The organism is Streptomyces canarius, from assembly GCF_014650735.1.
GTDB classification, from domain to species: domain Bacteria; phylum Actinomycetota; class Actinomycetes; order Streptomycetales; family Streptomycetaceae; genus Streptomyces; species Streptomyces olivaceoviridis.
Genome location: NZ_BMVN01000015.1, coordinates 146,552 through 166,406 on the forward strand (window position 1 = coordinate 146,552; position 19,855 = coordinate 166,406).

The 19,855-nt window shown below is 71.2% G+C and carries 20 protein-coding genes, 2 pseudogenes and 1 riboswitch; of the genes and pseudogenes, 14 read left to right on the forward strand and 8 right to left on the reverse strand.

Annotation, left to right across the window (positions count from 1 at the left end; all coding sequences use genetic code 11):
* The first annotated feature begins 172 nt into the window (after positions 1-172).
* From IE294_RS22265 to IE294_RS22315, 11 genes and pseudogenes are all read left to right on the forward strand, one after another.
* Complete coding sequence (locus IE294_RS22265) at positions 173-748, forward strand: 2-oxo-4-hydroxy-4-carboxy-5-ureidoimidazoline decarboxylase (protein ID WP_189888779.1); 576 nt, start codon at positions 173-175, stop codon at positions 746-748.
* Positions 749-939: 191 nt separating this feature from the next.
* Positions 940-1,320 (forward strand): succinate dehydrogenase, cytochrome b556 subunit, encoded by a 381-nt coding sequence (sdhC, locus tag IE294_RS22270; protein WP_043195476.1) that lies wholly within the window; start codon positions 940-942, stop codon positions 1,318-1,320.
* 5 nt (positions 1,321-1,325) lie between these two features.
* Positions 1,326-1,808, forward strand: coding sequence for a succinate dehydrogenase hydrophobic membrane anchor subunit (locus IE294_RS22275; protein WP_189888781.1), 483 nt, complete (start codon positions 1,326-1,328; stop codon positions 1,806-1,808).
* 19 nt (positions 1,809-1,827) lie between these two features.
* Positions 1,828-3,582 carry a succinate dehydrogenase flavoprotein subunit gene (sdhA, locus tag IE294_RS22280; RefSeq protein ID WP_189888783.1) on the forward strand — a complete coding sequence of 585 codons (1,755 nt, stop codon included), beginning with the start codon at positions 1,828-1,830 and terminating at the stop codon, positions 3,580-3,582.
* Positions 3,582-4,361, forward strand: coding sequence for a succinate dehydrogenase iron-sulfur subunit (locus IE294_RS22285; RefSeq protein ID WP_189888785.1), 780 nt, complete (start codon positions 3,582-3,584; stop codon positions 4,359-4,361). The genes sdhA and IE294_RS22285 overlap by 1 nt, the downstream gene beginning before the upstream one ends.
* Positions 4,362-4,460: 99 nt before the next feature.
* On the forward strand, positions 4,461-5,105 hold the full coding sequence (locus IE294_RS22290; RefSeq protein ID WP_189888787.1) for a hypothetical protein: 645 nt from the start codon (positions 4,461-4,463) through the stop codon (positions 5,103-5,105).
* A gap of 90 nt (positions 5,106-5,195) precedes the next feature.
* Positions 5,196-5,606 carry a VOC family protein gene (locus IE294_RS22295; RefSeq protein WP_189888789.1) on the forward strand — a complete coding sequence of 137 codons (411 nt, stop codon included), beginning with the start codon at positions 5,196-5,198 and terminating at the stop codon, positions 5,604-5,606.
* Positions 5,607-5,631: 25 nt separating this feature from the next.
* Positions 5,632-5,886 (forward strand): annotated as a pseudogene (locus IE294_RS22300) (hypothetical protein); the annotation flags it as partial.
* Between the two features lie 5 nt (positions 5,887-5,891).
* Positions 5,892-6,357 (forward strand): annotated as a pseudogene (locus tag IE294_RS22305) (thiol-disulfide oxidoreductase DCC family protein).
* A 9-nt stretch (positions 6,358-6,366) separates the two neighbouring features.
* Positions 6,367-7,113: a TetR/AcrR family transcriptional regulator gene (locus IE294_RS22310; protein WP_189888791.1), complete on the forward strand. Its 747-nt coding sequence runs from the start codon at positions 6,367-6,369 to the stop codon at positions 7,111-7,113.
* A gap of 90 nt (positions 7,114-7,203) precedes the next feature.
* A complete protein-coding gene (locus tag IE294_RS22315) occupies positions 7,204-7,821 on the forward strand; it encodes a Uma2 family endonuclease (protein WP_189888793.1) in 618 nt (205 codons plus the stop codon).
* On the opposite strand, the gene IE294_RS22320 is transcribed toward IE294_RS22315, so the two are convergent.
* The 3 genes from IE294_RS22320 to IE294_RS50295 form a co-directional block, all read right to left on the reverse strand.
* Positions 7,822-9,366, reverse strand: a complete 1,545-nt coding sequence (locus IE294_RS22320; protein ID WP_229917291.1) for an ABC transporter substrate-binding protein — start codon at positions 9,364-9,366, stop codon at positions 7,822-7,824.
* A gap of 245 nt (positions 9,367-9,611) precedes the next feature.
* The gene (locus tag IE294_RS22325; RefSeq protein ID WP_189888797.1) at positions 9,612-11,306 is read right to left on the reverse strand and encodes a metallophosphoesterase; all 1,695 of its coding nucleotides are present in this window, start codon (positions 11,304-11,306) and stop codon (positions 9,612-9,614) included.
* A 16-nt stretch (positions 11,307-11,322) separates the two neighbouring features.
* Positions 11,323-11,727, reverse strand: a complete 405-nt coding sequence (locus IE294_RS50295; protein WP_506005376.1) for an SCO4848 family membrane protein — start codon at positions 11,725-11,727, stop codon at positions 11,323-11,325.
* Between IE294_RS50295 and IE294_RS22330 the strand changes: the two genes are divergently transcribed.
* Positions 11,654-12,901, forward strand: a complete 1,248-nt coding sequence (locus tag IE294_RS22330; protein WP_229917293.1) for a D-alanyl-D-alanine carboxypeptidase family protein — start codon at positions 11,654-11,656, stop codon at positions 12,899-12,901. The genes IE294_RS50295 and IE294_RS22330 overlap by 74 nt on opposite strands.
* Here IE294_RS22330 and IE294_RS22335 read toward each other — a convergent pair.
* Positions 12,849-13,760, reverse strand: coding sequence for a YihY/virulence factor BrkB family protein (locus tag IE294_RS22335; protein ID WP_189888801.1), 912 nt, complete (start codon positions 13,758-13,760; stop codon positions 12,849-12,851). The two genes, IE294_RS22330 and IE294_RS22335, sit on opposite strands and share 53 nt — an antisense overlap.
* A gap of 85 nt (positions 13,761-13,845) precedes the next feature.
* Between IE294_RS22335 and dprE2 the strand changes: the two genes are divergently transcribed.
* The gene (dprE2, locus tag IE294_RS22340; protein WP_189888803.1) at positions 13,846-14,601 is read left to right on the forward strand and encodes a decaprenylphospho-beta-D-erythro-pentofuranosid-2-ulose 2-reductase; all 756 of its coding nucleotides are present in this window, start codon (positions 13,846-13,848) and stop codon (positions 14,599-14,601) included.
* On the opposite strand, the gene IE294_RS22345 is transcribed toward dprE2, so the two are convergent.
* From IE294_RS22345 to IE294_RS22355, 3 genes are all read right to left on the reverse strand, one after another.
* Complete coding sequence (locus IE294_RS22345; RefSeq protein ID WP_189888892.1) at positions 14,598-15,182, reverse strand: 2'-5' RNA ligase family protein; 585 nt, start codon at positions 15,180-15,182, stop codon at positions 14,598-14,600. The genes dprE2 and IE294_RS22345 overlap by 4 nt on opposite strands.
* Before the next feature lie 149 nt (positions 15,183-15,331).
* The gene (gene trpS / locus IE294_RS22350) at positions 15,332-16,342 is read right to left on the reverse strand and encodes a tryptophan--tRNA ligase (protein ID WP_189817762.1); all 1,011 of its coding nucleotides are present in this window, start codon (positions 16,340-16,342) and stop codon (positions 15,332-15,334) included.
* Positions 16,343-16,443: 101 nt separating this feature from the next.
* Positions 16,444-17,898: a glycine hydroxymethyltransferase gene (locus IE294_RS22355; RefSeq protein WP_189888805.1), complete on the reverse strand. Its 1,455-nt coding sequence runs from the start codon at positions 17,896-17,898 to the stop codon at positions 16,444-16,446.
* A 34-nt stretch (positions 17,899-17,932) separates the two neighbouring features.
* Positions 17,933-18,021, reverse strand: a riboswitch (ZMP/ZTP riboswitch).
* A gap of 103 nt (positions 18,022-18,124) precedes the next feature.
* On the opposite strand from IE294_RS22355, the gene rocD reads away from it, so the two are divergent.
* A complete protein-coding gene (rocD, locus tag IE294_RS22360) occupies positions 18,125-19,333 on the forward strand; it encodes an ornithine--oxo-acid transaminase (protein ID WP_189888807.1) in 1,209 nt (402 codons plus the stop codon).
* Between the two features lie 17 nt (positions 19,334-19,350).
* On the opposite strand, the gene IE294_RS22365 is transcribed toward rocD, so the two are convergent.
* Complete coding sequence (locus tag IE294_RS22365) at positions 19,351-19,812, reverse strand: nuclear transport factor 2 family protein (RefSeq protein WP_189888809.1); 462 nt, start codon at positions 19,810-19,812, stop codon at positions 19,351-19,353.
* Positions 19,813-19,855: the final 43 nt, after the last annotated feature.

Consider the following 19,855-nt stretch of genomic DNA (forward strand, 5'->3'; position numbering starts at 1 on the left):
GTGCCTGTGCTGGATCACCCTGCCAACGTACGACCGATCGCCCGCTCAGCTGTCATCCAGGTGTTCCGAAACTCTCCCGTCCGGGTGAATTTCAGGCATCCCTCGGACACAGCGTGACCACTCTCGATAACCTGACGTCACACTTTTCACAGCATCCCCTGCCACACCGCACGTGACGCGAGGACCCACGCTGCCCGCCCACCGCCTGCCGTATCTCCCCACCCCCCTCGACGCCTTCAACACCGCGCCCGCGGACGAGGCGCGCGCCCTTCTCCTGCACTGCCTGCACAGCCTGCGCTGGTCGCACCGGATCGCCGACCACCGCCCCTACCCCGACCTGGACGCCCTGCTGGCCGCGGCGGACGAGGCGGCGTACGACCTCTCCCCCGGCGACCTGGCCGAGGCCCTGGCCGGCGAGCCCCTCCCCGAGCTGCCCGAGGGCACCTACTCGGCGGCCCACATGGCCCTGGGCGCCGCGCACGCCGCGTACGAGGCCCGATTCGGACACGCGTTCGTCATCTATCCGGGCGACGCCGCCCCGGGCGAGGTCATCGACCACATCCTTGAAGCGATCCGGTCACGATTGGCAAACGATCCCGACGAAGAACGGGTGGTGGCGGCGGACGAGCTCCGGCGCCTCGCCCGGGGACGGCTGCTGGCCCTGCTCAGCGGCGCGGGGCTGTGTTCGATTTGTGGCTGCCGCCACATGGGCGCGACCAGCCCAAACACCCCCGCACCCGGCAAATGACAGTCGAAACCGTCCCGCCGACCGCACCCGCTAGCCCAACCGCGTGCCACTTTGATCACACCGGTAGGCCCCCCGTAAGCACCACGGTGGCGCGTGGATACCATGCAGAGGGCCGGTGGACCGTACCCGGCCGGGCCCGACCGACAGTGAAGCCGGCGCGGCCCTAGTCCCCGCTCCCGGAGGGTTCTTCCGTGCCGGCTGGAACGCTGTACCGCGGCCGGGAAGGAATGTGGTCCTGGGTGGCTCACCGAGTCACCGGCGTCCTCATCTTCTTCTTCCTGTTCGTTCACGTGCTGGACACCGCTCTCGTGCGTGTCTCCCCCGAGGACTACGACAAGGTCGTAGCCACGTACAAGACGCCGATCGTCGCGCTGCTGGAGTACGGCCTCGTCGCCGCCATCCTCTTCCACGCGCTCAACGGCCTGCGCGTCATCGCCGTCGACTTCTGGTCGAAGGGCCCGCGCTACCAGAAGCAGATGTTCTGGACCGTGATGGGTGTCTGGATCGTGCTGATGCTCGGGGCGATCTACCCGGTCCTCGGCCACGCCTACCGTGTCCTGTTTGGGAGCTGACGCCGATGTCCACGACTGAAACCGCGGCCTCCGGAGTCGGCCCCGTCGAGGGCGCTCCCGTCTACACCGTCGACAACCCGGCCCCGCTGATCGAGGCGCCGCGCAAGCGCACCAAGAAGTCCCCGAAGTCGACCCGGGGCAACTTCGAGCTCGCCGCCTGGCTGTTCATGCGCCTGTCCGGCGTCGTGCTGGTCGTCCTCGTCATCGGCCACCTGCTGATCCAGCTCGTGCTGGACGGCGGCGTCTCCAAGATCGGCTTCGCCTTCGTGGCCGGCCGCTGGGCGTCCCCGTTCTGGCAGGTCTGGGACCTGCTGATGCTGTGGCTGGCGATGCTGCACGGCGCCAACGGCCTGCGCACGATCATCAACGACTACGCGGAGCGCCCGAACAGCAGGCTGTGGCTGAAGGGCCTGCTCTACACCGCCACGGTGTTCACCATCCTGCTGGGCACGCTGGTGATCTTCACCTTCGACCCGAACATCCGCTAGGCACGGGGCTGCGAGAATCATGAAGATCCACAAGTACGACACCGTCATCGTCGGCGCCGGCGGCGCGGGCATGCGCGCCGCCATCGAGGCGACGAAGCGCAGCCGCACCGCGGTCCTGACCAAGCTCTACCCCACCCGCTCCCACACGGGCGCCGCGCAGGGCGGCATGGCCGCCGCGCTGGCCAACGTGGAGGAGGACAACTGGGAGTGGCACACCTTCGACACGGTCAAGGGCGGTGACTACCTGGTCGACCAGGACGCCGCCGAGATCCTGGCGAAGGAGGCCATCGACGCCGTCCTCGACCTGGAGAAGATGGGCCTGCCGTTCAACCGGACGCCGAACGGCACCATCGACCAGCGCCGCTTCGGCGGTCACAGCCGCAACCACGGCGAGGCCCCGGTCCGCCGGTCCTGCTACGCCGCGGACCGCACCGGCCACATGATCCTCCAGACGCTGTACCAGAACTGCGTCAAGGAGGGCGTGGAGTTCTTCAACGAGTTCTACGTCCTGGACCAGCTGATCACCGAGGTCGACGGCGTCAAGAGGTCGGCCGGTGTGGTGGCGTACGAGCTCGCCACCGGCGAGATCCACGTCTTCCAGGCGAAGGCCGTCATCTACGCCTCCGGCGGCACCGGCAAGTTCTTCAAGGTGACGTCGAACGCCCACACGCTGACCGGTGACGGTCAGGCGGCGGTCTACCGGCGCGGCCTCCCGCTGGAGGACATGGAGTTCTTCCAGTTCCACCCGACCGGCATCTGGCGCATGGGCATCCTGCTCACCGAGGGCGCCCGCGGTGAGGGCGGCATCCTGCGCAACAAGGACGGCGAGCGCTTCATGGAGAAGTACGCTCCCGTCATGAAGGACCTGGCGTCCCGTGACGTCGTGTCCCGCTCCATCTACACGGAGATCCGCGAGGGCCGTGGCTGTGGTCCCGAGGGCGACCACGTCTACCTGGACCTGACCCACCTGCCGCCGGAGCAGCTGGACGCCAAGCTCCCGGACATCACCGAGTTCGCGCGGACCTACCTCGGCATCGAGCCGTACACGGACCCGATCCCGATCCAGCCGACCGCGCACTACGCGATGGGCGGCATCCCGACGAACGTCGAGGGTGAGGTCCTGGCGGACAACACCACCGTCGTCCCGGGTCTGTACGCGGCCGGCGAGGTCGCCTGCGTGTCCGTGCACGGCGCCAACCGCCTCGGCACCAACTCGCTGCTGGACATCAACGTCTTCGGCCGCCGCGCGGGCATCGCCGCCGCCGAGTACTCGGCGAAGGCCGACTACGTCGAGCTGCCGGACGCCCCGGAGTCCTTCGTCGTCGAGCAGATCGAGCGGCTGCGCGCCTCCACCGGCAACGAGCGGGTGGCGACGCTGCGCCGCGAGCTCCAGGAGACCATGGACGCCAACGTCATGGTGTTCCGCACCGAGCAGACGATCAAGACGGCCGTCGAGAAGATCGCCGAGCTCAAGGAGCGCTACAAGAACGTGGCGATCCAGGACAAGGGCCGGCGTTTCAACACGGACCTGCTGGAGGCGATCGAGCTGGGCAACCTGCTCGACCTGGCCGAGGTCATGGCGGTGTCGGCCCTCGCCCGCAAGGAGTCCCGCGGTGGTCACTACCGCGAGGACTACCCGAACCGCGACGACGTCAACTTCATGCGCCACACCATGGCGTACCGCGAGGTCGGCGCCGACGGCTCGGAAACCGTCCGTCTCGACTACAAGCCGGTCGTCCAGACCCGCTACCAGCCGATGGAGCGTAAGTACTGATGGCTACCCCTGTTCTGGACAAGGCGGACGCGGCCGGCCAGCCCGAGCCCGGATTCGCCGACTCCCCCTACATCACGGTCACCTTCCGCATCCGCCGGTTCAACCCGGAGGTCGCGGCGGAGGCCACCTGGGAAGACTTCCAGCTGGAGATCGACCCCAAGGAGCGGGTCCTCGACGGCCTCCACAAGATCAAGTGGGACGTCGACGGCACCCTCACCTTCCGCCGCTCGTGCGCGCACGGCATCTGCGGCTCGGACGCGATGCGGATCAACGGCAAGAACCGCCTTGCCTGCAAGACGCTGATCAAGGACATCAACCCCGAGAAGCCGATCACGGTCGAGCCCATCAAGGGCCTGACGGTCCTGAAGGACCTGGTCGTGGACATGGAGCCGTTCTTCCAGGCGTACCGGGACGTCATGCCGTTCCTGGTCACCAAGGACACGAACGAGCCGACCCGGGAGCGGTTGCAGTCCGCCGAGGACCGCGAGCGGTTCGACGACACCACCAAGTGCATCCTGTGCGCCGCGTGCACGTCGTCCTGCCCGGTGTTCTGGAACGACGGCCAGTACTTCGGTCCGGCCGCGATCGTGAACGCCCACCGCTTCATCTTCGACTCGCGTGACGAGGCCGGCGAGCAGCGGCTGGAGATCCTCAACGACCGTGACGGCGTGTGGCGTTGCCGCACGACCTTCAACTGCACGGACGCCTGCCCGCGCGGCATCGAGGTCACGAAGGCGATCCAGGAAGTGAAGCGCGCGCTGATCACGCGCCGCTACTGACCCACGGCACGCCTGAAGCACTCGGGCCCCGCCCCCGGTTCCACACCGGGAGCGGGGCCCGCGTCGTCCAACGGTCGCCGGCTGCTGTGGGTCTTGTGTGTGTACGCGATCAAGGAGGCCGGTGGCGCCGGAGGGTACGCCGGCACGTTCGGGGACCAGGTCGCCAACGCCGGCTTCAACCGTGACGGGTACGCCGACCTCGCCGTCTCCGACCGCAGCGAGAAGGCCGGTCCGAAGGCCGGGGCGGGCGCGGTCACCATCCTGTGGGGCGCCAGGGCGGGCCTCGGGGCGAAGGCCACGCGCATCCCGGACACCGGCCTGTCCCAGTCCGCCTCCGGCGTGGCGACCGCCGCCAGCAGGAACGACCGCTTCGGTCACGCCCTCTCCGCCGGCGACACCCACCACGACGGCCACCCGGACCGCGCGGTGGGCGTGCCGGAGGAGGAGGTCGGCTCGGCCGGGAACGCGGGCGGCGTGCACGTCCTGCGGGGCGGCGGGAGCGGCCTGACCGGCACCGGCTCGCAGTGGCTCACCCGGGCCGCGGCCGGCGTACCGGGCGGCGCGACCGACTCCGAGGCACTCGGCCTGTTCGTCCGGCTGCGGGACTTCGACCGGGACGGCGACGCCGACCTGCTGGTCTCGGGTGACCTCTACCGCGCGGGCCTGCTGCTGCACGGATCCGCCAAGGGCGTCACGACCAGTGGCGCGTCGACGTCCGACCTCGACCCGGCCTTCCCTCAGTGAGCCACTGACGGTTCCCCCTGGAAGCGCCACCGGAGGTCCGCTCCGGTGGGGCTCCTCGCTTCCCGGGAGCGAGGCACCTAATGTGACGACATGTCAGACGAAGAGTCGTACGAACTGCTCGGTTTCGACAACGTGCTGCTCCCCGTCGGCGACCTCGGCGAGGCCGTCGCCTTCTACGAGCGGGCCGGGTTCGCCGTGGGCTTCCGGTTCGACGAGGGCGGGATCGCGCAGCTGAAGGTCGGCGGGGAGACGCCCGGCATCCTGCTGCGCGCCGAGGAGGAGCTGCGGCAGCGGACCCCGCCCTGGCCCTCGCCGCGCGTCTGGCTGGAGGTGCCGGACGCGCGGGCGGCGGCGCGGGAGCTGGCCGCCGCCGGCATCGCACTCCTGGACGAGGTCTTCCCGGTGGCCACCGGCTGGACGGTGGAGATCGCCGATCCCTGGGGGAACATCCTCGGCTTCACGGACTACACCAAGCGCCCCGCACTGGGCCGCAGAGCCTGAGCCCCCTGTCACCTACGTCGGCTACCTGGTCGTCGGCTTCTACCTGGTCAACCTCGGTTTCGTGGCGCTGTACCCGGGGGACGACGAGACGATCGAGGACACCCGCGGCGTCTTCGAGGCCCTGTCGACCAAGCCGGGCGTGGTCCTGCTGGTGCTCGGCGCGATGCACCTGGGGAACGTGTACGTGCTCAACAGGATCCGCCGGCGCGTGGTCATGGAGCGGGAGCGACTGCCCCCGGTCGCCCCGCGGGAGTGGATCGCCCCGACGGCCGGGGCGTGACGGCCGTGACCGGCACGACCGCCCCGGCCGGGACGGAGGGCCGGGGTGCCGCGGGCACCCCGGTCCGGGGGCTGACCGTCCTGTACGACGCCGAGTGCGCCCTGTGCGCCCATCTGCGCGATTGGCTGGCCCACCGGCCCCGGCTGGTGCCGCTGGAGCTGCTGCCGGCCGGATCGGCCGAGGCCCGAAGCCGCTTCCCGGGGCTCGACCACGCCACCTCCCTCGACGAGATCACCGTCGTCGGTGACTCCGGGCAGGTCCACCGGGGCTCGCGCGCCTGGGTCGTCGTCCTGTGGGCGCTGCGCGAACACCGCGGTGCTCGCAGCCGCGAAGTGGCGGGACGCGCAGGGGCCGGGGACGCGGTGGGGCGGCCAGGTGTACCGGCGGGCGGACGGCCGGTCCTGCCGCCCGGGCACGGGCTGGACGTACTCCCCGCCGTCCTGCTCCGAAGCGGCCCCCGCCACTCGTTAGGCTCCTACCGTGCCCGCGAAGAACGACGGCCCCGAGGCGGCCGGCCCCCAGAGCAGCAAGTCCGAGCAGACCCGTGCGCTGATCCTGGAGACCGCGATGCGGTTGTTCCAGGAGCACGGGTACGACAAGACGACGATGCGGGCCATCGCCAAGGAGGCCGGGGTCTCCGTCGGCAACGCCTACTACTACTTCGAGGGCAAGGAACACCTGATCCAGGGCTTCTACGACCGGATCGCCGCCCAGCACCAGGCGGCGGTCCGGGAGATCCTGGACCGGGAGACCGACCTGGAGGCGCGGCTCGCGGGCGTGCTGACCGCGTGGCTGGACATCGCCCGGCCGTACCACGAGTTCGCGGTGCAGTTCTTCAAGAACGCCGCCGACCCCGACAGCCCGCTCAGTCCCTTCTCGCCCGAGAGCGAGCACGCGCGCGAGCAGGCCATCAGCGTGCACCGGGAGGTGCTGGCCGGTTCGAAGTCCAAGGTGGCCCCCGAGCTGCGGGAGGTGCTCCCTGAGCTGATGTGGCTGGCCCAGATGGGTCTGGTCCTGTACTGGATCTTCGACCGCACGGAGGGGCGGGAGCGCAGTTACCGGCTGGCGCGGCGGGGGGCCCGCCTGACCGCCCGCGGTGTCTCGCTGGCCCGGTTCCGGGTGCTGCGGCCCCTCGTCCTGGAGGTCCACGAGCTGTTCACGGACTTCCTGCCGGGGATGACGAAGGTCCTGCCGGACCCGGGGCGGGGCGGCCGGGAGGGCGAGTGATCACTTTCGGGTGGACGCGCGGGAACAGGAGGCCCGGGGTCCCGGCTGCCTACGATGATGTTCTCGACACCAGCCCCTAGGAGGCACGCGATGTCCGCTGCATCCGTCGAGCAGCCCTTCGACGCCGACGAGCCGTTCTCCCTCACGGCCATCGCCGACGAGATCATGGAGCGCCATCCGGGCTACCGCGTCGAGATCATCGGAGGCCATCTCCTCGTGACCCCTTCACGGGATGCCCCCCACGCCCGCGTTCTGACCGATCTCATGATTCCCTTCCTCGCCGCCGGACTGCACGGCGCGGAGACCGAGGTGCTCCAGAGCGTCGCGATCAAGCTGCCCACCGGCGCGGAGGACTACTGCATCCCCGACCTGGTCGTCGTGGACGCCGATATCGACGACCACTTCATTGAGAACAACGCCTACGACCCGGTCTGCTTCCGCCTGGTCCTGGAGGTGACCTCCGGCAACTGGCGGGACGACCTGAAGACCAAGGTCGGCGCGTACGCCGAGGCCAAGGTGCCCGTCTATCTCGTGGTCGACCGCAAGCACCAGCGCCTCCACGTCCTCACGGAGCCCGCCGGGAGCGAGTACGCGAACCACCGTGTCCACGCCCCCGGCGAGACGGTGACGCTGCCCGACTCGATCGGTGCCGGGGTCGCGCTCGACGTCGAGCGGATCATCAAGGCCGGGCAGAAGAAGGCCGACTGATCAGATCCAGGTCAGGCGCCACAGGCGGAACACGCCCGTGCCGTCCGACAGGTACTGGCCGCCGCCCACGTCCTCGGTGCTGACCACGTACTCCTTGCGCTGCCAGAGCGGGATGAGCGGGACGTCCTCGGCCACGTCCGTCTGGATGTCCTTGAAGTCCTTCGCGGCCCGGGTCCGGTCGGCGTACTGCCGGCTGTCCAGGATGAGGTGGTCGACCAGCTTGTTGCTGTACCCGGTGCTCATGGTGGAGCCCGTGCCGACGAGCGGGCCGCCGAAGGTGTCCGGGTCGGGGTAGTCGGCGACCCAGCCGACCCCCCAGGCGTCCATCTTCCCGGCGGCCCAGCGCTTCTGGAAGTCGGTCCACTCGTAGCCCTTGACGTCCACCTTGAACAGGCCGCCCGCCTCCAGCTGCTTCTTCAGCTCCGCGGACTCCTCCGCGCCCGCGCCCCGGCCGATGCCGTAGCCGAGGGTGAAGCGGACCGGCAGACTCACCCCGGCCTCGGTGAGCAGCCGGCGCGCCTTGTCGGTGCTCTGGGTCGGGTAGGAGTCGAAGAACGAGGTGGTGTGCCCGGTGATGCCCGTCGGGATCAGCGAGTACAGCGGGTCGACCGTGCCCTCGTACACCGTCGTGGCGAGCTGCTCACGGTTGACCAGCCAGGCCATCGCCCGGCGCACCCGCACGTCGTGCAGCGGGGAGCTGGAGCGGGTGTTGAGGTACAGGTTGCGGGTCTCGGCGCTGTCGGACTCGGTGACCCGCTGCTCGGGATCGCTCGGGTTCAGCCCGGAGAGCACGCCCGGCGGCAGGGTCCGGGTGGCCACGTCGACCTCCCGGCCCTTCCAGGCCCGGTCCAGCTTCGCGGAGTCGGTGTAGTACCGCAGCTCGACCGGGCGGCCGACGCCGCTCAGATAGCCCTTGTAGTGCCCGTTCGGCGCGAGGTCGGCCTTCTGGTCCTTGACGTACGCCGTCAGCGTGTACGGCCCGGTGCCGTCGACGGAGGTGCCCGTGCGCAGGGCGTCGGCGGGGTACTTGTCCTTGTCCACGATCGCACCGGCGCCGGTGGCGACCTTCTGCGGGAAGGTGGCGTCCGCGGACGACAGGTGGAAGGTGACGGTGTGCGCGTCGTCGGCGGTCACCGAGGCGAGCGTGTCGAACAGGGACGCCGGGCCGACATCGGAGTTGATCTTCTTGACCCGGTCGAAGGAGTACTTGACGTCCTGTGCCGTCATGGCGCGCCCGCTCGGGAAGGTGATCCCGGAGCGCAGGGTGCACCGGTACGTCCTGAGGCCGCTGCCCTCGAACGCACAGCTCTGCGCCGCGTCCGGGACCGGCTCGACCCCGCCCGGCTCGAACGTCAGCAACGACTGGAACACATTGCTGAACAGCGCCCAGGAGCCGGCGTCGTAGGCGCCGGCCGGGTCGAGTGCGGTGACGGCGTCCGTCGTACCGACGGTGATGGTCTTGTTCTGGTCCTCCTGCGACGGCAGCAGTTGCCAGCCGCCGATCCCCACGACCGCCAGCACGAGCAGCGTCACGAGAATCCGCATGCGAACAGATCGCATGGTGGTGCCCTCCCCGGGCCCGTCAAGGCCCTACCCCTGGCCAGCATGAATCGGCCACTCCCCTAAGTGGCGCGGCTCACCTAATCACACCGGTTTCACCGCGGGGAAGGGCTTTCTGACCAGTTGTGGCAGAACTTACCGAGGTGTTGTTTCCGCCGGGTTTCACAGCTCCTCCACAGACGTGGGAGCGGTCCCGGTCGAACGGGGGGCGGCTCGGCGCGTTCCGCGGCTCATGCGCGCTTGGCGGCCAGTTCGATCACCGTCACGTCCGACGGCGCCCCCACGCGCGTGGGCGGTCCCCAGGCGCCCGCGCCCCTGCTGACGTACAACTGCGTGTCGCCGTAGCGGTCGAGACCGGCGACCGTCGGGTTGGCCGCGGCGGCGAGGAGGCTGCCGGGCCAGAGCTGGCCGCCGTGGGTGTGGCCGGAGAGCTGGAGGTCGACGCCGTGGCGTACGGCCTCGTGGATCTGCACCGGCTGGTGGGCGAGCAGCACGCACGCGCGTGCCGGGTCCCGGTCGCTGAGTGCCCTGGCGAAGTCCGGGCCCTGGCCCTCGCTCTCGCCCTGCACGTCGTTGACGCCGGCCAGGTCGAAGTACGGCAGCTCGGTGCGGGCGTTCTGGAGCGGGTGCAGGCCGAGGTCGCGGACCTCCTCGATCCACTGCTCGACGCCGGAGAAGTACTCGTGGTTGCCCGTGACGAAGTACGCGCCGTGGCGGGCGCTGAGCCGGGCGAGGGGGGCGGCGGCCGGGCCGAGGTCCTTGACGCTGCCGTCGACCAGGTCGCCGACGACCGCGATCAGGTCCGGCCGGGTGGCGTTGACCGTGTCGACGACCCGCTGTGCGAAGCCTCGGCCGAGGACGGGGCCGAGGTGGATGTCGCTGACGACGGCTATGCGGAAGCCGTGGGCTGCTCGCGGGAGTTTGGCCAGCGGTACGGTGACGCGTTTGACCCGGGGGCCCTTCAGGACTCCGTAGGTGCCGTGGCCGACTGTCGCCACGGCGGCGGTGGTGGCCGCGCCGGCGAGGAGGCGGGAGACGACGAGGCGCCGGGTGGGCCCCTGGGCACCCGGCACCCCGGTGCCCACCCCAGGGGGCTCCGCCCCCTGGACCCCCGTCCCCCGACTCGGACGGCCGGGAGGCGAGGCCACGGGGTCGGGGCTCGGGTGGCCGGGAGGCGAGGCCACGGGGTCGGGGCTCGGGTGGCCGGGAGGCGAGGCCACGGGGTCGGGGCTCGGGTGGCCGGGAGGCGAGGCCACGGGGTCGGGGCTCGGGTGGCCGGGAGGCGAGGCCACGGGGTCGGGGCTCGGGTGGCCGGGAGGTGAGCCCACGGCGTCCGGGCTCGGACGGCCGGGAGGTGAGCCCACGGCGTCCCCGCTCGGGCCATCGACAAGCGAGCCCACGGCATCCGGGCTCGAACCGCCGACAGAGGACGCCACGGCGTCCGGGATCGGGGCGTCGGCGGGCGCAGCCACCCCGTCCCGACTCGGGACGCCGGAAGGCGAGCCCACCGAGTCCAAGCTCGGGCGGCCGGAAGGCGAGTCCACCGGGTCCGGGATCGGGGCGTCGGCGGGCGAAGCCACCCCGTTCCGGCTCGGGGCGTCGGAAGGCGGCGTGGTGCGGCGGGCGAGGAGGGGGCGTAGGGCCTCGGTCGCCAGGACCGCCAGGAGCAGGTACAGCGCGAGGGCCATCCACAGGAAGCCCGGCCAGGCCAGGGTGCGCTGGAGCCAGAAGGGGGCGCCCGCGCGTTCGGCGGCCAGGGCTCCGATCATCAGGACCGGGCCGGCGACGAACACCGCGGTGCCGGCGCGGCGGGCCGGGCCCGGACCCCGCGTGGTGTCGCGGACCAGGCGCCGCCACACGTACCAGTGCAGGCCCGCCACGACGGCCAGGACGGCCAGTGCGACGAGCGCGAAGACGATGACCACCCCGACCGGTCCCCCGCTATGAATTCCGGCGCAGTGCGCGCAGACCGCGCAACCCGATGACCCCGATGACCGTCCCCCATACGAAGGAGACGACCGCCAGCAGCAGGTGCACCCAGAAGTACGCGGTCGGGTGGCCGTCGTCGAAGGCGAGCCCGCTGCTGTCCTTGACCAGGTTCTTGACGAAAGTGACCCAGATGACCCAGGACCACACCCCGAACACGAGCAGGAACCAGGACACCGGGCGGCTGAGCTTCATGGGTCCAGTATCGCCGTCCCGTGTCCGGTTCCTTGTCGGGGGTGGGAGGGGACGCGGGACTTCGCGGTCGGGTACGGGTACGTTCTCGGTCGTGCCCGCACCGAACACGACCGTCAGGCGATCCCTGCTGGTCACCTCCGCCACCCTGCTGTCCCTGTCCGTCACCGCGCCCGCCGCCCTCGCCGCGCCGACCCCCTCGACGAGCCCGACGGCCACGCCCCCGGCCCGGATGTCCACCGTGGGCGGCGCCCGGCTCGGCATGCCCGGCACGCAGGTCAACCTCGCCCCCGGTGTGCCGGTCCTGCCCAAGGACCTCACCGCCCGTTCCTGGATCGTCTCCGACGCCGAGTCCGGGGAGGTCCTCGCCGCGCACAACGCGCACTGGCGGCTGCCCCCGGCGAGCACGCTGAAGATGCTGTTCGCGGACACCGTGCTGCCCCGGTTCCCCCGGAGCACCGAGCACAAGGTGGCGGCGTCGGACCTCAAGGGCGTGGGCGTCGGCTCCAGCGTGGTCGGGATAAAGGAGGGCGCCACCTACTCCGTCCACGACCTGTGGCTCGGGGTCTTCCTGCGCTCGGGCAACGACGCCGTGCACGTGCTGTCCCAGATGAACGGCGGCGTCAAGCAGACCGTCCAGGACATGCAGGACCACGCCGAGGAACTCCAGGCCCTGGACACGGACGTGGTCTCGCCGGACGGCTACGACGCGCCGGGGCAGGTGTCGTCGGCGTACGACCTGACGCTGTTCGCCCGCTCCGGGTTGCAGAAGAAGGACTTCCGCGACTACTGCTCGACGGTGAGCGCGACGTTCGGCTCCGCCGAGATCCGGAACACCAACCGGCTGCTGAGCGGCGACACCGACGTCCCCGTCTACCAGGGGATCGCGGGCGTGAAGAACGGCAACACCACGCACGCGGGCGCCACCTTCACCGGGGTCGCCGAGCGGAACGGCAAGGTGCTGCTCGTCACGGTGATGAACCCGGAGAAGCACGAGCACAACGAGGTCTACAAGGAGACCGCGAAGCTGTTCGACTGGGGCTTCCAGGCCGTCGGCAAGGTCAACGCGGTGGGCGAACTGGTGCCGCCGAAGAGCGCCTCCTCAACGGCCCCGCGGCCCGGCCCGAGCACGTCCGCCGCGCAGGACCCGGGACAGGCGGCCCGGACCGGCGGGTCGGGGTCGAAGCCCGTGGCGAGCGCCACCGCCGCGTCCGGCTCCAGCGGGGTCGGGATCGCCCTGGCCGTCGCGGGCGGGCTGCTGGTGCTGCTCGGGGGCGGGGCGTTCCTGGTCAACCGCCGGTGGCCGCTGCCGGACCTGATGCGCCGTCGGGCGCGTCCCTGAGCCCCGCCTCCTCCTTGCTCGGCGTCGCCGTCCAGGAGGCGCAGAACAGGACCAGTTTGGCCGTGAAGTTGATCCACAGCAGCAGTGCCACGGGGACGCCGAACGCGCCGTACATGCTCTTCGCGGCGACCCCCTGGATGTAGCCGCTGAGGAGCAGCTTCAGCAGTTCGAAGCCGACCGCGCCGAGCAGCGCGGCGACCAGCAGGCGGCGGCGCGTCGGCTCGACCCCGGGCAGCAGGGTCAGGACGTAGAGCAGCACGAGGAAGTCGGCGAGCACGGCGACGGCGAACGCGGCGATCTGCAACAGGACGCTGCCCCAGCTGTGTTCGTCCAGGCCGATCTGCCGGGAGACCAGGCCGACGGCGGCCGAGGCGAGGGTGGACGCGGCGAGGGTGACCAGCAGGGCGCCGCCGAAGCCCAGCAGGATGACCGCGTCCTTGGCCTTGGTGACGACCGGGTTCTCCTCGCGGTCCGGCAGCTCCCACACCGCGCGCAGGCAGTCCCGCACCTGACCGACCCAGCCGATGCCCGTGAACAGCAGGACCGCGCCCGCGATGACACCGACCGTGCCCGCGTTCTGCACCAGGGAGGTGAGGTCCAACTGGTCGGCGAGGCCCGGGAACTGGTCGACGATCTGGTGCTCCACGGTCTTCTGGCGGGACGGCCCGAGCGTGGCGGCGGTGATCGCGGCGGCCACGGTCAGCAGCGGGAACAGCGCCACGAAGCTGACGAACGTCATGGCGGCGGCGAGCCGGGTCCACTTCACCCGGTCCAGCCGCTCGTAGCACCGCCACGCGTGCGTGAGCATCAGCCGGGTGACGATCGGCCCGATGCCGGGGAGCCTCTTCAGCCAGTCCATGATCCGACTGTGCCCGCTGCCCATGGACGTCAACACCGCGTTTCTCCGGCAGAACGGTCACATGCGGGCGATACGGTCGGCTGTCATGAAGGACGCCACCGCTCTTCCCCAGTCCCTGCTCGTCCTCGGCGGCACGTCCGAGATCGCGCTGGCCAGCGCGCGCCGGCTGATCGCCCGCCGCACCCGCACGGTGTGGCTGGCGGGCCGCCCCTCCCTGGCGCTGGAGAACGCCGCCGGGAGCCTGCGCGCGCTCGGCGCGGACGTGCACACCGTCGCCTTCGACGCGCTCGATCCCGAGTCCCACGAGGCCGTCCTCGGCAAGGTGTTCACCGACGGGCCCGTCGACATGGTGCTGCTCGCCTTCGGCATCCTCGGCGACCAGGCACACGACGAGCGCGACCCGGTGCGGGCGGTGCGGGTCGCCCAGACCAACTACACCGGGGCCGTCTCGGCCGGCCTGGTCGCCGGGCGTGCCTTGCAGAGCCAGGGCCACGGCTCCCTCGTCGTGCTGTCCTCCGCCGCCGCCGAACGCGCCCGCCGCGCCGACTTCATCTACGGCTCCAGCAAGGCCGGTCTCGACGTCTTCGCCCAGGGCCTCGGCGACGCCCTGCACGGCACCGGCGTGCACGTCATGGTCGTACGTCCCGGGTCCGTGCGGACGGGACATCCGGCCGCCGGGACGCGGACACCGCTCGCCAGCACACCGGAGGCGGTCGCCACGGCCATCGAACTGGGCCTGCGCCGCCGCTCGGAGACGGTGTGGGTGCCGGGCGCGCTCCGGCTGCTGATGACGGCCCTGCGGCACGCGCCCCGCGCGGTGTACCGCTGGTTGATGGCCTAACGGCTGGCGATCGTGCCCCGTTCCACTTCCGCGTGGCCCGGCTGGGGCGGTACCACGGGCCCCCCGAAGGCGTACTCGCGCAGCTTGCGCCAGACGCCGTCGGGGCCCTGCTCGTACAGCGCGAAGCCGGTGCACGGCCACTCGGCCTCGAACTGGGCCAGTTCCTCGAAGGCGCGGTCCATGGCCGCGTCGTCGATGCCGTGCGCGACGGTGACGTGCGGGTGGTACGGGAACTGCAACTCGCGCGCCACCGGCCCCGAGGCGTCCCGGATGCACTGCTGGAGCCAGGCGCACGCGTCGGCGCCCTCGACGACCCGCACGTAGACCACCGGCGACAGGGGCCGGAAGGTGCCGGTGCCGGACAGCCGCATCGGGAACGGCCGGCCCGCGGTGGCGACCTCGGAGAGGTGTGCGTCGATCGCCGACAGGTCGGCCTCGTCCACCTCGGTCGGCGGCAGCAGCGTGACGTGCGTGGGGATGCCGTGAGCCGCGGCGTCGCCGAAGCCCGCGCGCCGCTCCTGGAGCAGGCTGCCGTGAGGCTCCGGGACCGCGATCGACACGCCGATCGTTACGGTCCCCACGTCGTCTCCTGTCGTCGCGTCTGTCGTCTTCTCGGCCGTCTCGTCCCGGCCGTCGGCTATCGACTGTACGGCCACGGATGTCCTTCGGGCAGGCGCGGCGGAAGTGATGTGCAGCGCTCTGCCCGTACGGACCCGTGCGGTCGTACGCCTCAGTGCTTGGCCGGGAGGAAGCCCACGCGGTCGTACGCCTGCGCGAGGGTCTCGGCGGCGACGGCCCGCGCCTTCTCGGCGCCCTTGGCGAGGACCGCGTCCAGCGTCTCGGAGTCGTCCAGGTACTGCTGGGTGCGCTCGCGGAACGGCGTGACGAACTCGACCATGACGTCGGCGAGGTCCGTCTTGAGCGCGCCGTACATCTTGCCCTCGTACTCCTGCTCCAGCTCCGCGACGGTCTTGCCGGTGAGCGTGGAGTAGATGGTGAGGAGGTTGGAGACGCCCGGCTTGGTCTCGACGTCGTAGCGGATCACCGTGTCCGTGTCGGTGACGGCGCTCTTGACCTTCTTGGCCGTGGTCTTCGGCTCGTCGAGGAGGTTGATGAGGCCCTTCGGCGTGGACGCCGACTTGCTCATCTTGACCGTCGGGTCCTGGAGGTCGTAGATCTTCGCCGTCTCCTTGAGGATGTACGGCTTCGGGATCGTGAAGGTGTCGCCGAAGCGGCCGTTGAAGCGCTCGGCGAGGTCCCGGGTCAGCTCGATGTGCTGGCGCTGGTCCTCACCCACGGGCACCTCGCCCGCCTGGTACAGCAGGATGTCCGCGACCTGGAGGATCGGGTACGTGAAGAGGCCGACGGAGGCGCGGTCGGCGCCCTGTTTGGCGGACTTGTCCTTGAACTGGGTCATGCGGCTGGCCTCGCCGAAGCCGGTGAGGCAGTTCATGATCCAGGCGAGCTGGGCGTGCTCGGGGACGTGGCTCTGCACGAAGAGCGTGCAGCGGTCCGGGTCCAGTCCGGCGGCCAGCAGCTGGGCGGCGGCGAGCCGGGTGTTGGCGCGCAGCTCCTTCGGGTCCTGCGGGACCGTGATCGCGTGCAGGTCGACGACCATGTAGAACGCGTCGTGGGACTCCTGGAGGGCCACCCACTGGCGGACGGCGCCGAGGTAGTTGCCGAGGTGGAACGAGCCAGCCGTGGGCTGGATGCCGGAGAGCACGCGAGGTCGGTCAGCCATGCTTTTTATTGTCGCAGAGAGTTTGACGGGTTCGGTGCGTGGGGAACTGCGGGCCGCCCGTGGTGGCTCGCGCAGTTCCCCGCGCCTCTTTCAGGGGCGTTTCAGCCGAGGTCGACCTGCGGGTACAGCGGGAAGCCCGCGACCAGGTCCGTCGCCCGCCGGGAGATCTCCTGGGCGACCTTCTCGTCCAGGACGTGGGCCGCCTTGGAGGGGGCGCCGGACTTGGTGGTGCCCGGCTCGGTGGTGCTGAGGACGCGGTCGATCAGGCCCGCCACCTCGTCCATCTCCGCCGTGCCGAGGCCGCGGGTGGTGAGCGCCGGGGTGCCGATGCGGATGCCGGAGGTGTACCAGGCGCCGTTCGGGTCGGCCGGGATGGCGTTGCGGTTGGTGACGATGCCGGAATCGAGCAGCGCGGCCTCGGCCTGGCGGCCGGTGAGGCCGTAGGAGGTGGCGACGTCGATCAGGCAGAGGTGGTTGTCGGTGCCGCCGGTGACGAGGGTGGCGCCGCGGCGCATCAGGCCCTCGGCCAGGGCGCGGGAGTTGTCCACGATGCGCTGGGCGTAGTCCTGGAAGGCGGGCTGCCGGGCCTCGGCCAGGGCTACGGCCTTGGCGGCCATGACGTGCGGGAGCGGGCCGCCGAGGACCATCGGGCAGCCGCGGTCCACCTGGTCCTTGAGGGAGTCGTCGCACAGGACCATGCCGCCGCGCGGGCCGCGCAGCGACTTGTGGGTGGTCGTGGTGACGATCTGGGCGTGCGGGACCGGGTCGAAGTCGCCGGTGAGGACCTTGCCCGCGACCAGGCCGGCGAAGTGCGCCATGTCGACCATGAGGGTGGCGCCGACCTCGTCGGCGATCTCGCGCATGATCCGGAAGTTCACCAGCCGGGGGTACGCGGAGTAGCCGGCGACGATGATCAGCGGCTTGAACTCGCGGGCCTGGGCGCGCAGGGCCTCGTAGTCGATGAGGCCGGTGGCCGGGTCGGTGCCGTAGGAGCGCTGGTCGAACATCTTGCCGGAGATGTTCGGGCGGAAGCCGTGGGTGAGGTGGCCGCCGGCGTCCAGGGACATGCCGAGCATGCGCTGGTTGCCGAAGGCCTGGCGGAGCTCGGCCCAGTCGGCCTCGGTCAGGTCGTTGACCTGGCGGACGCCGGCCTTCTCCAGGAAGGGCGCCTCGACGCGGTCGGCGAGGACGGCCCAGAAGGCGACCAGGTTGGCGTCGATGCCGGAGTGCGGCTGGACGTAGGCGTGGCGGGCGCCGAAGAGTTCGCGGGCGTGCTCGGCGGCGAGGGACTCGACGGTGTCGACGTTGCGGCAGCCGGCGTAGAAGCGGCGGCCGACGGTGCCCTCGGCGTACTTGTCGCTGAACCAGTTGCCCATCGCGAGCAGGGTCGCCGGGGAGGCGTAGTTCTCCGAGGCGATCAGCTTGAGCATCTCGCGCTGGTCGGTGACCTCCTGGCCGATGGCGTCGGCGACGCGCGGCTCGACGGCGCGGATCACGTCGAGGGCGGCACGGAAGGCGGTCGACTCGGCGGAGAGGGAGGCGGAATTCTCGGGCATCGGGGGACCTCCGGACGGTGTGCGTACAGCGTTCACGTTCGGCCCAGGCGCACGGCACTCTTCCCGCTCGGGCCGCTCCCTGATGGTCCGTCCCATCCCAGCGCGCCAGTCACGGCCCGCTCGTCAGCCTACCGGGCGCGCCGCGCGGGGCAGGTCCCGCGTCCACCATGCGAGCGAGGATAAGAAGGAGGTCACCGTCGAGTCCGAGTCGTCTCCGGGAGAGGCCGTGACCGCTGCGCAAGACCTCATCGCCGCCGCCGGCGCGCACTGCGCGCCCACCTACGACCCGCTGCCGGTGGTGATCGCCACGGGTGAGGGGGCGTGGCTGACCGACGTGGCGGGGCGGCGCTACCTGGATCTGCTGGCCGGTTACTCGGCGCTGAACTTCGGGCACGGCAACCGGCGGCTGGCCGAGGCGGCCCGGCGGCAGCTGGACCGGGTGACGCTGACCTCCCGCGCCTTCCACCACGACCGGTTCGCCGCGTTCTGCACGGAGCTCGCCGAGCTGTGCGGGATGGAGATGGTGCTGCCCATGAACACGGGCGCGGAGGCGGTGGAGAGCGCGGTGAAGACGGCCCGGAAGTGGGGGTACCGGGTGAAGGGGGTGCCCGGGGAGATGGCGAAGGTCGTCGTGGCGGGCGGCAACTTCCACGGCCGTACGACGACTCTCATCAGCTTCTCCACCGACCCGGAGGCCCGTGCGGACTTCGGGCCGTACACCCCGGGCTTCGAGATCGTGCCGTACGGGGACCTGACCGCGATGCGGTCGGCGCTGACGGAGAACACGGTGGCGGTGCTGCTGGAGCCGATCCAGGGCGAGTCGGGGGTGATCGTGCCGCCTGCCGGTTATCTGGCCGGGGTGCGGGAGCTGACCCGCGAGCGGAACGTCCTCTTCGTCGCCGACGAGATCCAGTCGGGCCTGGGGCGCACCGGGCGGACCTTCGCGTGCGAGCACGAGGGGGTGGTCCCGGACGTGTACGTGCTGGGCAAGGCGCTGGGCGGCGGGATCCTGCCGGTGTCGGCCGTGGTGTCGAGCGCGGCGGTGCTCGGGGTGTACCGGCCGGGCGAGCACGGGTCGACGTTCGGCGGGAATCCGCTGGCCTGCGCGGTGGCGCTGGAGGTGATCGCGATGTTGCGGACCGGTGAGTACCAGGAGCGGGCGGCGCGGCTGGGCGAGCGGCTGCACGGACGGCTGGGCGGGCTGCTGGGCACGGGCCGGGTGACGGCGGTGCGGGGTCGGGGGCTGTGGGCCGGGGTGGACGTCTCCCCGGCGGTGGGCACCGGGCGGGAGGTCTCCGAGCGGCTGCTGGCCCGTGGGGTCCTGGTCAAGGACACCCACGGGTCGACCGTCCGGATCGCGCCGCCGCTGGTGATCGGCGAGGACGACCTGGACTGGGGGGTGGAGCAGCTCCGGGCGGTGCTGACCGGGGCGTGATCAGGGACGGGGCCCGGTCAGTGGAGGGGGAAGTCGGCGCCGTGCTCGCCGGCGGGCCGGGGCCCGAAGATGCGCCGGTCGGACTCCTCGATGGCCACGTCGTTGATGCTGGCCTCGCGGCGGAGCATCAGGCCGTGCTCGTCGAACTCCCACAGCTCGTTGCCGTAGGAGCGCCACCACTGGCCGTCGGCGTCGCGGCACTCGTACTGGAAGCGGACGGCGATGCGGTTCTCGTGGAAGCTCCACAGGCCCTTGCGCAGCGCGTAGTCCCGCTCGCGCTCCCACTTCTCGGTCAGGAAGGCGACGATCTCCTCGCGGCCGGTGACGAACCGGTCCCGGTTCCGCCAGACGGAGTCCGGGGTGTAGGCGAGGGCCACCCGGTGGGGGTCGCGGGTGTTCCAGGCGTCCTCGGCCGCCTGCACCTTCCGGCGGGCGGTCTCCAGGGTGAACGGCGGGTAGGGCGGGCGGTCTTCGGGCACGGCGGCCTCCTCGGGTCGGGGCGAGGTGGGGAACGGCGTCGGG